This is a genomic window from Polaribacter batillariae (assembly GCF_017498485.1).
GTDB lineage: Bacteria > Bacteroidota > Bacteroidia > Flavobacteriales > Flavobacteriaceae > Polaribacter > Polaribacter batillariae.
This window is the reverse complement of the sequence record NZ_CP071795.1, coordinates 349,365-363,571: the sequence shown is the minus strand read 5'-3', so window position 1 is coordinate 363,571 and position 14,207 is coordinate 349,365. Positions and strand designations below refer to the sequence as shown.

The following is a 14,207-nucleotide window of genomic DNA, read 5'->3' as shown; positions in this document are numbered from 1 at the left end:
AGTTAGTTATTAAGTAATAATAAAACTAGACCTATCATTTTTTCCTTTTCTTCTGGTAAAGAAGTAGCAATTAAAAGCGTTAGTGTCGTTAATGTTTCTGGTGATATTTTGTTGGTAAAATCGTAGTTTGCTTTTTGTAATAGCCAGATAAATGCAAAAGCACCACTGCGTTTATTACCATCATTAAACGGATGATTTTTAACTATAAAATACAGTAAATGCACACCTTTTTTTGATTTTACAAGATAACCTAAAGATATGATGACGTCTAAATTGTAAAAATCTATTTCTCTTTCTACTTCTCTTTTTCCTTCCTGTTGAACTGTCGCAAATTTTGCGATAGTTGAATTTTTAGTTAACTCACCTTCTTTATAAATATTTGAAATATGTTTTCCGATTGTCTTTACATCTCTGCCTAATAAAACAGATAATTGTTGTCTATTTAACCATACGGTATCTCCATCTAGAGTAACGGTAAGTTCTATACTATTATCATTGGCTCTGTATATCTCAACTTTATTTTCCATTTTAATAGCGCGTTATAAAGTCAATATCAATACTTTTTTTGTTAGCGTAAGACTTAATATTTTCGCTGAGTTCACGCAAACTTTTACTCTCAAAATGATATCCAAACGCAATAATGGTGGTTGGATTAAAACTTTTATCGCTATCTACTTTTTCTAACAGTGCTTTTAAATTTTCGGTTGTAAAACCTTTATCCATTAGATATAATTTCTCGCTAGTGTAGTGTGCTGTGTAGCCCTTTAAATCTGTTTCTTGTAAAGATTCTGTTAATGGCACAGCATCGTAGGTTTTCCAGGTAATTAATAAGGCTTTTATGTCTTCTTGAGTGAGTTTACTTTCGTCGAACAAAGTGGTTTGTTTTTCCAATTCTTCGGCTTCAAAATTATAATCGTCCCAAATGGGCATGGTTTCAAAAACTTTAAAACCTAAATCTTGTTTGGTTACGTCTTTGTTTTCTTCTTTTATTTTTTTTGCTGCACGAATAATACGTTCTTTGGTAATATCAAAAATGGTAGGTTCTGCAATTTTTAATTCGTTTTTTACAAAATCGTAAGCGGTTTTATTGCTTTTTGGGTTTATGCGTTCTGGTAATTGTACTAAAATAAATTTACGGTTGCCATTGTCTTTTGCATTGAGTTGCATAACTGCATCACCTGTGGTGCCTGAACCTGCGAAGAAATCGAGGATTATAGCTTTTGGGTCATTATAAGTCGTTGCTTTAATAATCGTTTCAATTAATTTTGTTGGTTTTGGATTGCTAAAAAGGTCAATTCCGAAAAGTGATACGATTTGTTTTGTAGCATCTTCATTTGTTTCCATTTCATAATGAATTGGTGAAAACGAATTTTTCATCTTTTTTATTTCCCCGCCAACTTTTATATGGTTTGGTCTAAATGGTATTTTGCTAATTGAAATGTTTTCTTTGTTTTTAATTATTTCATCTAAGGTATTTTGAGAATATCTCCATTCGCCTTTAAGTGTAAATTCATTTTCATTTAATCCATTCTTAATAATCAGTTTGTTGAGCAATTCTGTAATAATTTTACCCTCAGATATATCTTGTGGTTGAATAGTGCAATCTTCTATTGAAAATTCAACTGTTTTTGGTGGAAAAGTTAGTTCTTCTAAAGAATAACCAGAGTTATTAAAAGGATACTTTTTACCTTCAGTAGTTTTTTCTATTGAAAAAGGAAAAGTTTTATTAGAATTACTTACATAACGTGTTTGTATATGGTTTGTTGCGTGGTTTAGCACGAAATTTAGCAAATAAAAACCGAATAGAAAATCCGCGAGGAATTTCGTAAGTAGGCTAGAACTAGCAATAAATTATATACGGCTTGTTGGCAAACGTTTTTATTTTACATATTCTAACTGTTCTCTCATTGTTGAGAAAAAACCTTGGAACCACTTTACCATTTTAGAATTATCATTAATCAAATGAATGTGACCATCATCATTCATCCAATTGCCATTCATAGGAAAGTGTATCTTATTCAAATCAATTATCTTGGATTTCTCTTCATTTAAAATTAGCGCAGCAAATCCCTCTTCTTCATCATCTTCAATTAATTCTGTGAATGTATTTTCTATTGCTTGGTTTGATGTTATGTGCCAATGCGGTTGTGGGTGTTTTTCATTTGGATTATTGTAATCATCCCATTCAGCACGAAACAGTTGATTTTTTATGCTGTCATTTGCCTCTCCTTGAAAAACAGAAATCGTAATAAATGAATTTTTATTCTCAAATCGAATTTCTAAATAGACCCAATAATCATTAAACCATTTTATAACTGATACTTGCTGACCTCCATTTTTATAATTATTTAATGCTTTAGATACATTATCGCCTTTTAACTCGAATCGATTTGCTCTAGAAAGTTGTAGAAAGAAAGTTGATTCTAAAAAAAAAGCTTTGCAACTTTTATTAATTTCATCTATGAATTTTAATTGCTCTATCATAGAAATAAATTAAATGTTTGGATAGAAATATCTCTCTAAAATATTATCGGAAATGGATTTGGTATAAATGTTACCTTCAGAAAGTTCTTTGCCAATTTCAATCATTCTCTGATAACCTTCAGAATTTTTAACTTCTTCTAAATGAACATTTGGAATGGGTATGTTTTTAGTATATTTCTTTCCTAAATCCCATCCAGAAAGTAATTCTTTAGAATAAATTGCTAATAGTTTATTGAAAAATACACTACTGAAAAGTGCTAAATAAAAGAAATAATCATCTTTAGTAAAGTTCTTTTTTGGTATCCAAGCATTTCCTCTTTCTACAACAAAATTTCCTTCTTTATCCAAACCGAATGAGCCAGAGTTACCAAATTCGGCTGATATTAATTTTAAACTAGATTTTCTAAGCCAAGCTCTATGTTCACTTAAATGCCACCAATTAGAAACATCCTTTCTTGCTCTATTAGATAATTCGATTTTGTCGTTAGATATTCTTTCGTAAAAAACAGGAACTTTTTCTGCAAATTCATCTTCAGTAAGAATCTGTATACCGTCTTCACTATATGGATACCAAACATAGCTGGTTACTTTAATTTGTCCGTTTTTAAAAGACTCATTTTCAGTAGCAGGTCTGAAATAACATTTTTCTTCCTCTGGTAGATTGATATAATCTTTTACCGAAATTTTGAATGCTTTATTATTTCCAGTTCTTATTCCTTGTTTAACACTAAAAATATCTATAACCCTAGTGAGTCTTTTTTCTACAACAAATCTTTCTATACCTTTATATAAGTCATGATTTTTTATAGAAATTGGCATCCAACTTTCTTTTAATATTGGGAAAGATATTGGCTGATAAACACTGTAATTTTGATTATCTAAAGTTATTTGATTATTATATATTGATTTTCTAAAATCTCGCAATGCTTCCTGTGCAACTCCTTTTTCATTTTTAGTCCAAATAATTGTTGGGATTTGGTTGGAAATAGGCTTTTTACAAATAATAAAACTAACATCAGTTAAGGCATCTTCGAAAATGAAGTTCCCTAACTTACCTAATAGTTTAATATCAATTAATTCTTCTGTATCTGTACGTAATTTTGAATAGGAATCTAAAGTTAGTATTGATGATGGAATAACACAACCTAAAACTCCATCTTCATTAAGACTATTTATTGCTTTGTAGTAAAATGCACTTGCTTGATTTGGTTTTTTACCAATAAAACTATTACCTAAAGCATCTCGAATTGCATCTCTTCTCGCTTTTGTATTTAATAGTTCCCAAGATGAAAAAGGTGGATTCATCAAGATTAAATTATAATCTTCATCCCAATTTTCCAATAATGAATCTTCTACAAGTTTGAGGTTAAATTCTAATTTATCCTTCCATATTGTCCTTTTTTCATAAGTAAGTAAAAACCTTGAAGTATTTATTGCAGTTTCTGAAATATCCCAACCAAAAATTTCTACACTACCTTGATAATTAAGTTCTTTTAATTGTTTAAGAACTTCTATCAAGAATTCAGATGAGCCACAAGCTGGGTCAAGAATTTTTAATGTATCTACCTGTAGATTTATATTTCGCAATGAATTTTCAACTATAGTTCTAGATAAAAAAGGTGGTGTGTAATGTATACTAGAGTATAGATTTGTTTTGGTATTCAAGGTGCTAGATGTACCACCAAATAAATCTCTTTGTGGATTGAAAAATAACACTTCCTTTTGGGCTTCTTGAAATAATATTCCAGCTGAGTGTCTTATAATTAAATCAAATTCAGGCTTTACATTTGAAAAACCATTTTGAATTTGTTCAATGTAGTAACCAAATCCATCTGGAATATCAATATTTTGAAGTCCCCATTTTTCAGTATCTAAATTATTAACATCATCTTCTAAGCTTGTTAATAATCCAAAAAGCAAATTCAGAGCTTGAACTGGATTGGATTTTTCAAATGTCAAATTTCTGAATTGACGGAAAATGTCAATAATAAACGGTACTAAATCTTTAGACGACTTATAACTTTTTGATAATAAGTAGTTATAAAATTTATTGAAATTTTCTGCTACAATTTTTTGAGAAACTGTTTCAGTTTTATCATTTAACCAATTATGAATATGAATATTCTCATTTTGTACAGTAAGAAAGTTTTTTGTGCTACTTGACCAAGATTTTGAATAAAAATCAAAATTATTATTATCTAAATCTGTTGTTTTTAAACAAAAATCTCCATTTCCACCATTTAACATCATATGTCCTCCGTTTTCATTCAAAGGATTTAGGTGAATTGGAAGAAGGCCTAATTGCTGTTTCCAAACTTGTATGTCAAATAGATTTTTCATTCGGAAACAAAAATATAATTATTTTTTCTGCTGTTAGTTGATTTACGAAATTGTTTTTTCAAATGTTTGCCAACAAATAATATATTCAGAGAGTTTACCAACATTTTTATGTAAAAAAAGAAGGTTTCTTTTTCTTTTCCCAAATAAACTCACTTACAAAATTCTCTTCCCCAAAAACCTCGTCCATCAACAATTTTAATTGAGCGACTTCATTATCATCAATAGAAATAAAAATAACCCCATCTTCTTTTAACAATTGTTTGGCAATATACAATCTAGGGTACATAAAGGTTAACCAAGCAGAATGAGAGTTACTTTTACTTTGTGTAAAATCTAAAATGCGTTTGGCACGTTCTTCACTAATTCCTGCTAATTCTTGTAGTTCTTCTACAGTAAATTTACGGTCGTCTGTATATACAAAACCATCGCTACCTGTGTTGTAGGTTGGGTCTATGTATATCATTTTTATTTTTTCGTAATAGGCATTGCTTAAATGCTTTAGCATTTCTAGGTTGTCGCCTTTTATCAATAAGTTTTCAGAGGTTGCGTTTTCTTTTTTTTGATTAAATGTTTTATCAGTCTAGTGTATGAGTAGTAGCGGATTTCTACGCACTAACTTTTCAGTTTAGCACAGACCTTTCTTTTATATTTATACTTTCGTTTTATCACTTAAACCGCTATTACTTATACACAATGTTGACGGTAGTTTTTCCTCTTTTCAGTTTAAAATTCAGTGGATTCCAATCTTTGATTTCTGGTTGTATAATATTTTCGCTAAAAAACATAATTTCTTGGCCTTCTCTAATTTCATAAGCTGTATGTTTAAATGAAAATTCTTTTTTTGGATATTCTGTATACAGTTTTTGTATTTCTGGAACATTGTCATAAGAAACTATCCACTTTATGTTTTGAATAGACTTTATCTTGTCACTAACTTTTTTATGGTTCTTATCTTCGTAATGGTTCATATAAAGTGTACTTGCTTTTAGATAATATGGTGGGTCGAAATAAAAAACTACATTGTCCGTTTGGGCTTCTTGTTCTATTTTGTCAATTAATTTGACAGCATCTTTTTTGTAAAGACGTATGTTTTTTTTGTGGTTTGCAATATTTCTTATTCTTTGTATTAATTCGGTTTTATTAAATCGGCAATCCATTAAATAATTCCCATTCTGTTCAATTCCACCCATAACTCCTGCGTTAATAATCCCCGAACGATTAGTACGATTTAAATAAAATGTAGAAAAACCTAAATCAAGTAAATCAGCCTTTTTTTTATTTGATTGAATTGCTTTTTGTTTTTTCCATTCTTCTATTGATAGTTCTGCATTTTCTATCAAGTCACATAATTGGTTAGTTTTATTTAGAACTGAATGCCAAAAAGCATAAATTGAACGGTCTCTGTCGTTTATCGTAATCTTTTGAACAAAACCCTCGATAAGTAAAAACAAAGCTACAGAAGCGCCTCCTGAATATGGTTCAACATAATGGCCATTGATATTATTATCTAAACAAATTTTAGCAATAAAAGCCGAAAGTTTATTTTTACCTCCTGGATATCTTAATGGTGAATAGAACATATTATAATTTTGCTAAATCAATTGAGTTTAACAAATCATTCTCGTCTTGTAACATAAACTCAATTAAATCAATTAAGTTATCACAAATGCCTTTAGCATCAGCTGGTACAGCACCAACTCTGTAGTTGTGAATTATTTGATGTGAACGTTGTAAATCGAAATCCTCAAATGCTTTACGGATTCCTGTATTCGTTATGAGTTCTGTAAATTTTGTTTTTAATATATCAAAATTTGTGTAGGGTAAAGGTTTATGACTTTTTGATTTGTATGCTAAAGCAAAATGATTAGAAGTATTTATCGGTTTCCCATTAGTCTTATTTGTATTTTCAACGATAAACTTTAGTGTACATTCAAAAGATACTCGAGTAAGAGCAGTTTTTGCATTAGCAAAATTATTTTGGTCTAGTTTGTAGGTTTCTTCAATTAGTCTTTTTAAAGCACTAGGAATTTGTTTTCTTTTTAATGCAGGTTTACTTTTTACACTATGTCTTGTGTTAGTTGTATTTTGATTATTACTTGAGCCGCCAGAGTTAGTGTTAGTTGATGAATTGTTGTTTTGCGAATTATTGGTAGATTGTCCATTACTTCCATCGTTCCCATCGTTAGTATTATTCCCATTATTACTTGAGTTTGAAGAACTAGCACTCGATGAATTGCTACTAGAGTTTGAATTTGTTGTTGAAGGCTTCGTATCTGGCGGAAATCCGTAAGGTTTTAACAAATCTAAAAACGAGTTACCTTTCTTATATATTTCGTCTAATGTTCGAGATGTTGTGTCTGGGTTGTCAATTAAATAAGGAACAATTGCATTTATGTAGGATTCAAAAAGCTCTTTATTTTTGATAAATAATTCGCCAGAATTTTTAAAACTATAACCGCAATGTTTTCTTTCTCTAAAAAGACGTTCAAAGATAATTGTTTTACCACCTGTTTTTCCTCTTCCTTCTCTAACTAACTTTTTGAAGTCTTCGCCTTTTAATTCTACTGCTTTATGGTAAAAGGTTGCAGTTTTTATAAAATCTTTAGGTTTAGAATCTATTTCAGTTAATGAGTCAATAGAGTTTCCAGAAGAAAATAACCTGTAAATCTCAATTGCTTTTGCAATTCTACCCCATTTTTTAAACAAATTACTGTTATGTTCTAGTCTAATACGTGTTTCTAAATCATTTAGTTCTTTGTATTCTAAAACAGGTAATTCTTTAATTTCAAATTTTGGATGGCTTAATTTATAGTAATTGGGATGCTGTAAAGCTTTGACCGCTGAACATCTTCTATTACCATCCTTTACAATATATTTGCCATTGTCTTTATAAACCCATAGAGGTCTGTCATCATAATATTCCTCCGCAGTTGTTATTGCCTCCGCAATTTCGTTGGCTGATTCAGTCCATAATAAATATTCTATAATTTCTTCTTCTTTATCACTACCATTATATAGTTCGGCAAACCTTGGATTTTCTTTATCTAAAACGAGTTCGTCAAGTTTTATTCTTTTTGCTGTATATTTTTTACTCATAATTATTTAGTATAGGAAAACAAAGATAAAAGTTTTAAATTATTGATTGTTTATGGTTTTCCTCAAATTACCGCCAACTTCTTTTAATAGGGTAGTGGTTTCGTCTGTGGCCAATAAACGCGCATACGATTTACCCAGCCAGTCCATGCCATAACTCTCTTTAGAAAAGTTAATTTCGGTGGTAGAAAGTTGGGTTTTAAATTTTTCGAAGTCAAATGCTCCGCTTTTATCGAAACAGTTCGAAAAGTTTTGTTTTAGTATTTCCAAATCTTTGTTAGGTGGTTGTATATTGCCTGTTATTTTTTGTTGATTGCTCATTTTATTTCCCAGTATTGTTTTTATCTACTAACAAGTCTTTTGCGTTGACTTGAAGTATTTCTGCAATTTTATATAAGTCTTGTAAACTCGGTTGTCTTTTGTTTCTTGCATACTCGTTAATAGTTGGGTAACTTTTGCCCATTTTCTCTGCAAGCCAAGTTTGGCTTATTCCTTTGTCTTTTAAAACTTCTTTTATTCGGTTCATTTTAAAACCTTTTTGTTAATTTGGTTGAAAGATAGAAAAATTGATTGTTTTATGATGATTATTTTCGTTGTATTTTAAGAAATAGCGCAGAAAATCAACAGTAAAAACATTTTTTTAAATCACTTTTTTTAGTTCCAAGAAATTATGAATAACGGCATCTGCATTTTTTAAAGTTTGTCCTTCAGAGAGTTTATTGGCATAGCCAAAAACAAAAATATTTGCATCGTTTGCGGCTTTAATGCCGTTGTCGGAATCTTCGATAACCATACAATTTTCTTTTGGTACGTTTGCCAACTTCGCTGCTTTGTTAAAAATTTCTGGGTTGGGTTTCGATTCTTTTAAGTCGGCTCCAGAGATTTTTGCAGCAAAATAATTGTTTAAATTAAACCGATTAAAAACACGATTTATATTTACCATTGCAGACGAAGATGCTAATATTAAAGTGAGGCCTTTTTGGTAGAAATATTTTATAATTTCTTCGACATTTTCTACCAAATGTAAATTCGGGTCGTTTTCAAAGAAATTTACATAGCGCTTTCTTTTGTCTAAAACGAGTGTTTCTGGGTTTTTATCTAAATTAAAATGAGCTACCAATTTTTGAAAAGCATTTATGGTAGAAGCACCTGTAAAAGATTTGTACAATTTATCTGAAACATGCACACCTAAAGAAGCAAAGGTTTCGTAATAGGCTTTTTTATGTATTTCTTCGGAATCTATAATAACGCCATCCATATCAAAGATTACGCATTTTATTTCTTTTGGTAAGTTTTTCATCAATATTATAAAACGTATTTTTTCTATTCTTTAATTTTACTCTAAAAACTTGGCTTTTAACTCTGGTGTAGGTATCATGCAACTTTCTTTTTTTCCAAACCATTTGTAACGATTTTTGGCAATAACATCGTAAACGAAATTTCTAAATGCTTCAGGAAAAAGCCATAAAAGTTTTGTTAGGTTCCAAATTCCTCCAAAATCGTTCATCACTTTTAAAGCGGCAGTCGATTTTACATCGTAAGAAACATTGGGTTCGTATAAAATAATAGAATCGATTTTTGTAGTATCTATTCCTAAATAATGGGTAATTTTTTTTCCAGCATCCGATTGTAAAGAAGCAAATAAAAACGTGTTTTTTTTATCGTATTTAATGGCTTTTATCACAGAATTATTGCATAAATTACAAACACCATCAAACAAAATTACTTTTTTATTTTTAGGAATATTAATCATTATAAACAAATAAAATTAAGTAAAAAGCAAAGATACTTTAACTTTTTTAAAAAATCTTGTAACAATATTTTATTTGAAGCGTCTTATGGTTGTATTTGATTCTGTAATAGGCAATTCCTTTTAACAAAAAATTAGTAATTGCTATGAATAGCTTTAGTATTTTCGTTATAAAATAACTAACCGATGATTAAAATTGAAGAACTACACAAGTCTTATCCTATAGGAAAAGATTCTTTACACGTACTAAAAGGAATAGATTTACATATAAAAGAAGGCGAATTCGTATCTATTATGGGTTCTTCTGGTTCTGGAAAATCGACATTGTTAAATATTGTAGGTTTATTAGATGTTCATGACGAAGGGAACTATTACTTAAACGGACAATTAATTAAAGATATGAATGAGAAAAAAGCGGCGCAATTGCGCAATAAATTCTTAGGATTTATCTTTCAATCGTTTAACCTTATTTCTTACAAAACAGCCTTAGAAAACGTTGCTTTGCCTTTGTATTATAAGGGAATAAGTAGAAAAGAACGTTTAGAAATTGCATTAGAATATTTAGATAAAGTTGGTTTAAAAGACTGGGCAAAACATTTGCCTAACGAACTTTCTGGTGGTCAAAAACAACGTGTTGCCATTGCAAGAGCTTTGGTTACAAAACCCAAAGTTGTTTTGGCAGACGAGCCTACAGGAGCATTAGATTCTACCACAACAGATTCTGTAATGGATTTGTTAAAAGATATTAACGACGAAGGAATGACGGTTTTCGTAATTACACACGAAGAAGAAGTTGCAGAACAAACCAAAAGAATTGTTCGCCTAAAAGATGGTAGAATTATAAGTGACGAATTAACGAAAGCAGCGAAAGTAGTTTAATATGTTTGATTTAGATCGTTGGAGAGAAATTTTTCAAAGCATTAATAAAAATCGATTGCGTTCTGTAATGTCTGGTTTTACGGTTGCTTTTGCCATTTTACTTTTTACTTTATTGTTTGGTGTTGCAAACGGACTTGGCAATTTTTTTAAGGGCGCTTTTGCAGATGATGCCCAAAACTCTATGTTTGTACGAGTTTGGAAAACTTCAAAACCCTATAAAGGTCTTCAAACAGGTAGAAGAATTCAATTAAGAAATGGCGATTATAATTTTGTTGCAGACGAATATGAAGATAAAATTCAATATCAATCTGCAAGAATTTATAAAAATTTTAGTATAAAATACAAAAGTGAAGCGAGTACTTATAATATTAGAGCTGTAAACCCAGACCATCAATTTCTAGAAAAAACAATCATCGACGAAGGTCGATACTTAAACGAAAGAGACCTTCAAGAAAAATCGAAAGTTTTGGTAATTGGTCGCCTAATTAAAAAAGATTTATTTGGCGAAAAACCAGCACTAGGAAAAAGAGTAAACGTAAATGGAAGTTCTTTTTTAATTATTGGAATTTTTTCTGATGAAGGAGGAGATAATGAAGAAAGAATTGCATACATGCCAGTAACCACAGCACAACGCATGTATGGAAACAACGATTATATTAGTCAAATAAATCTAGGATATAACCCTAATTTAAGTACAGATGCTGCCATTGCTTTTGGAAATAAAGTAGAACGAGATTTGCGAAAAAGATTAGACATACATCCAGACGACCAAAGTGCACTTTCTGTTAGAAATATGGCAGAAGCAAATAAATTTATTAGTACTGTAATGTTTGCTTTGGTTTTAATTATCGGTTTTATTGGCTCGGGTACATTAATTGCAGGTATTATAGGAATTTCTAATATTATGATTTTTGTAATAAAAGAAAGAACCAAAGAATTCGGAATTCGAAAAGCTTTAGGCGCAAAACCATCTTCTATTGTGGGTATGGTTGTGCAAGAATCTGTTTTAATTACCACACTAGCAGGTTATGTAGGTTTAACTTTAGGAACATACATCTTAAGTTTAGTAGGAAACAGTTTAGAAGAAGATTATTTTATAAAAGACCCAAGTGTAAGTTCTGGTATTGTTATTGGCGCAACAGTAATTTTAATCATATCAGGCTTAATCGCTGGTTACCTACCAGCAAAAAGAGCTGCAAATATTAAACCTATAGAAGCATTAAGAGCAGATTAAATATGAGATTTTTATTCGATTCAGATACTTGGCAAGAAATTTACGGAAGCATTCGTAAAAATAAAGTAAGAACAGCAATTACTATTATTGGTGTTTTGTGGGGTATCTTTCTTTTGGTGGTTTTATTAGGTGCAGCAAGAGGTTTAGAAAATAGTTTTAATAAACTTTTTGGAAACTTTGCAACCAATAGTGTTTTTGTTTGGACCCAATCTACAGACACGCCTTTTAAAGGTTTTCAAGAAGGAAGAAGGTTTCGTTTAACGATGAACGATATTGATGTTTTAAAATCGGAATATGCAGATGAAATAAAACTATTAGCCCCAAGAAATCAAACCAATAATTTAATCATAAAAGACTTTAAATCAGGTAATTTTCAGGTAAGTGGAGATTATCCTGTTTTAGATCAAATTCAAAAAAAACAATTAATATATGGTCGTTTTTTAAACGGAAACGACATTTTAAATAAAGCAAAAGTAGCTGTGATATCAGAAGATATGTACAAGCAATTGTTCGATAAAGATGAAATGCCAATAGGGCAATACATAAAAATAAATGCCATTGGTTATCAGGTGATTGGAGTTTACAAACGATCGAACACTATAGATTTCGATGGCGATTGTGCCTATATACCCTTTACTACTTTTAAAAAAGTATATAATACTGCCAATAAAGTAGATTGGATGATGATTACAGCCAACGAAGGCACCAATATCGAGCAAATGGAAAAAGATGTGCTGTTAACTTTAAAAGGATTGCATAAAGTACATCCAGAAGACGAAAGAGCCTTTGGAAGTGTTAATTTAGGTAAAGAAATAGGAAAAGTTACTGGCTTTTTAGTAGGCATGCAGTTTTTAACATGGTTCGTAGGAATTGCCACATTAATTGCTGGTGTTTTTGCCATTGGAAATATCTTACTAATTACGGTAAAAGAAAGAACAAAAGAAATAGGAATTCGAAGAGCTTTAGGAGCAACACCCAAAAGTATAAGACAACAAATTATTTTAGAATCGGTTTTTTTAACCACCATTGCAGGCATGTTAGGTATTATTTTTGGAAGCACTGTATTATATGCTATAGACTCTGCATTTGGGCAAGGAGAAGACGCCACTTTAATAAACCCAACAGTAAACATTCCAATTATTTTAATCGCATTTGCGACACTAATTGTGTTAGGTACCTTAATAGGTTTAATTCCTGCACATATGGCAACAGTAGTAAAACCAATAGAAGCACTAAGAGAAGAATAAAATCAATTAACAACAAATCATGAGTAAGAGATCAAAAATTATTTTAGCAATTATTGCAGTATTGTTTATTGCAGCACTTATTTGGTTCGGAAAAAAGAACAAGAAAAGTATTGTAGAATACGAAACTGAAACTCCATTTAAAACCACAATTGTTAAAAAAACAGTGGCTACAGGAAAAGTAACCCCTTTAGAAGAAATTGAAATTAAACCACAAATAACAGGCATTATCGATAAAATTATGTTGTTAGAAGGTTCTAAAGTTAAAAAAGGCGATTTAATTGCAACTGTAAGAGTGGTGCCAAACGAACAATCTTTAATTAGTGCAAGAGGTAGAGTAGATAACGCAAAAATAAGATTAAATAATGCCGAAATTTCTTACAAGAGAACTAAAAATCTTTTCGATAAAGGCGTAATTGCAAGAACAGAATTCGAAAATGTAGAATTAACATACAATCAAGCAAAGCAAGATTTAAAAAATGCTCAAAACGATTATTTAATTATTAAAAGAGGTTCTGCAGGTTCTGGAGGTTCTGGAGGTTCTGCAAATACAAATATTATTGCACAAATGTCTGGTACAATTTTAGAAATCCCTGTAAAAGAAGGCGATCAAGTAATACAATCGAACAACTTTAATGCAGGTACAACAATTGCATCGATTGCAGATATGAATAAAATGATTTTTGAAGGAAAAGTGGACGAATCTGAAGTTGGTAAACTAATAAAAGGTTCAGATATCGAAGTTTCAATTGGGGCGATAGAAGGAAAAAAATTTCCAGCAAAACTAAATTTTATTGCGCCTAAAGGAACAGAAGAAGGTGGTGCAGTACAATTTAAAATTAAAGCAGATGTTTCTTTAGACGATAATTTTTTTATTAGAGCAGGATACAGTGCAAATGCAGACATTGTTTTAGAGAAAAAAGACAGTGTTTTATCGATAAAAGAAGGCTTATTAAGGTTCGATAAAAAAACAGAAGCACCTTATGTAGAAGTAAAACAAGAAGATGGTAGCTTTAAAAAAGTAACTCTTAAATTAGGAACTTCTGATGGGGTAAATGTAGAAGTTTTAGATGGAGTTACAGAAGAAGATCAAATAAAAATTTGGAACAAAGCTTCGAAAGACGTTAAAAAGAAAGAGAATTAATGCTAAAGATTAATTCCTAGATTCAAATGCTAGTGCAAG

The 14,207-nt window shown here is 30.4% G+C and carries 15 protein-coding genes; 4 read left to right on the top strand and 11 right to left on the bottom strand.

The window, feature by feature from the left end:
• Window positions 1–2: 2 nt before the first annotated feature.
• The 11 genes from rhuM to JL193_RS01605 all read right to left on the bottom strand — a co-directional run bounded on the left by rhuM (window position 3) and on the right by JL193_RS01605 (window position 9,670).
• The gene (gene rhuM / locus JL193_RS01655; RefSeq protein WP_207972180.1) at window positions 3–527 is read right to left on the bottom strand and encodes a RhuM family protein; all 525 of its coding nucleotides are present in this window, start codon (window positions 525–527) and stop codon (window positions 3–5) included.
• Window position 528: 1 nt separating this feature from the next.
• The gene (locus tag JL193_RS01650) at window positions 529–1,779 is read right to left on the bottom strand and encodes a DNA methyltransferase (protein WP_207972179.1); all 1,251 of its coding nucleotides are present in this window, start codon (window positions 1,777–1,779) and stop codon (window positions 529–531) included.
• Window positions 1,780–1,878: 99 nt separating this feature from the next.
• Window positions 1,879–2,484 (bottom strand): hypothetical protein, encoded by a 606-nt coding sequence (locus JL193_RS01645; protein WP_207972178.1) that lies wholly within the window; start codon window positions 2,482–2,484, stop codon window positions 1,879–1,881.
• A gap of 9 nt (window positions 2,485–2,493) precedes the next feature.
• Entirely contained in the window at window positions 2,494–4,824 is a 2,331-nt protein-coding gene (locus JL193_RS01640) for an N-6 DNA methylase (protein WP_207972177.1), read from the bottom strand.
• A gap of 106 nt (window positions 4,825–4,930) precedes the next feature.
• Complete coding sequence (locus JL193_RS01635; protein WP_207972176.1) at window positions 4,931–5,329, bottom strand: DNA methyltransferase; 399 nt, start codon at window positions 5,327–5,329, stop codon at window positions 4,931–4,933.
• 175 nt (window positions 5,330–5,504) lie between these two features.
• Window positions 5,505–6,404, bottom strand: coding sequence for a DNA adenine methylase (locus tag JL193_RS01630; RefSeq protein WP_207972175.1), 900 nt, complete (start codon window positions 6,402–6,404; stop codon window positions 5,505–5,507).
• Between the two features lies 1 nt (window position 6,405).
• Complete coding sequence (locus tag JL193_RS01625) at window positions 6,406–7,920, bottom strand: hypothetical protein (protein WP_207972174.1); 1,515 nt, start codon at window positions 7,918–7,920, stop codon at window positions 6,406–6,408.
• Between the two features lie 39 nt (window positions 7,921–7,959).
• On the bottom strand, window positions 7,960–8,238 hold the full coding sequence (locus JL193_RS01620) for a hypothetical protein (RefSeq protein WP_207972173.1): 279 nt from the start codon (window positions 8,236–8,238) through the stop codon (window positions 7,960–7,962).
• A gap of 1 nt (window position 8,239) precedes the next feature.
• A complete protein-coding gene (locus JL193_RS01615; RefSeq protein ID WP_207972172.1) occupies window positions 8,240–8,443 on the bottom strand; it encodes a helix-turn-helix domain-containing protein in 204 nt (67 codons plus the stop codon).
• 114 nt (window positions 8,444–8,557) lie between these two features.
• Complete coding sequence (locus JL193_RS01610; protein ID WP_207973357.1) at window positions 8,558–9,217, bottom strand: HAD family hydrolase; 660 nt, start codon at window positions 9,215–9,217, stop codon at window positions 8,558–8,560.
• Between the two features lie 36 nt (window positions 9,218–9,253).
• Window positions 9,254–9,670: a thiol-disulfide oxidoreductase DCC family protein gene (locus JL193_RS01605; RefSeq protein WP_207972171.1), complete on the bottom strand. Its 417-nt coding sequence runs from the start codon at window positions 9,668–9,670 to the stop codon at window positions 9,254–9,256.
• Between the two features lie 183 nt (window positions 9,671–9,853).
• On the opposite strand from JL193_RS01605, the gene JL193_RS01600 reads away from it, so the two are divergent.
• The 4 genes from JL193_RS01600 to JL193_RS01585 are packed head-to-tail and all read left to right on the top strand — an operon-like array spanning window position 9,854 to window position 14,168.
• Window positions 9,854–10,546, top strand: coding sequence for an ABC transporter ATP-binding protein (locus JL193_RS01600; protein WP_207972170.1), 693 nt, complete (start codon window positions 9,854–9,856; stop codon window positions 10,544–10,546).
• A gap of 1 nt (window position 10,547) precedes the next feature.
• Window positions 10,548–11,780, top strand: coding sequence for an ABC transporter permease (locus tag JL193_RS01595; RefSeq protein ID WP_207972169.1), 1,233 nt, complete (start codon window positions 10,548–10,550; stop codon window positions 11,778–11,780).
• Between the two features lie 2 nt (window positions 11,781–11,782).
• On the top strand, window positions 11,783–13,027 hold the full coding sequence (locus tag JL193_RS01590; RefSeq protein WP_207972168.1) for an ABC transporter permease: 1,245 nt from the start codon (window positions 11,783–11,785) through the stop codon (window positions 13,025–13,027).
• 19 nt (window positions 13,028–13,046) lie between these two features.
• A complete protein-coding gene (locus JL193_RS01585; protein WP_207972167.1) occupies window positions 13,047–14,168 on the top strand; it encodes an efflux RND transporter periplasmic adaptor subunit in 1,122 nt (373 codons plus the stop codon).
• The last annotated feature ends 39 nt before the right edge of the window (window positions 14,169–14,207 follow it).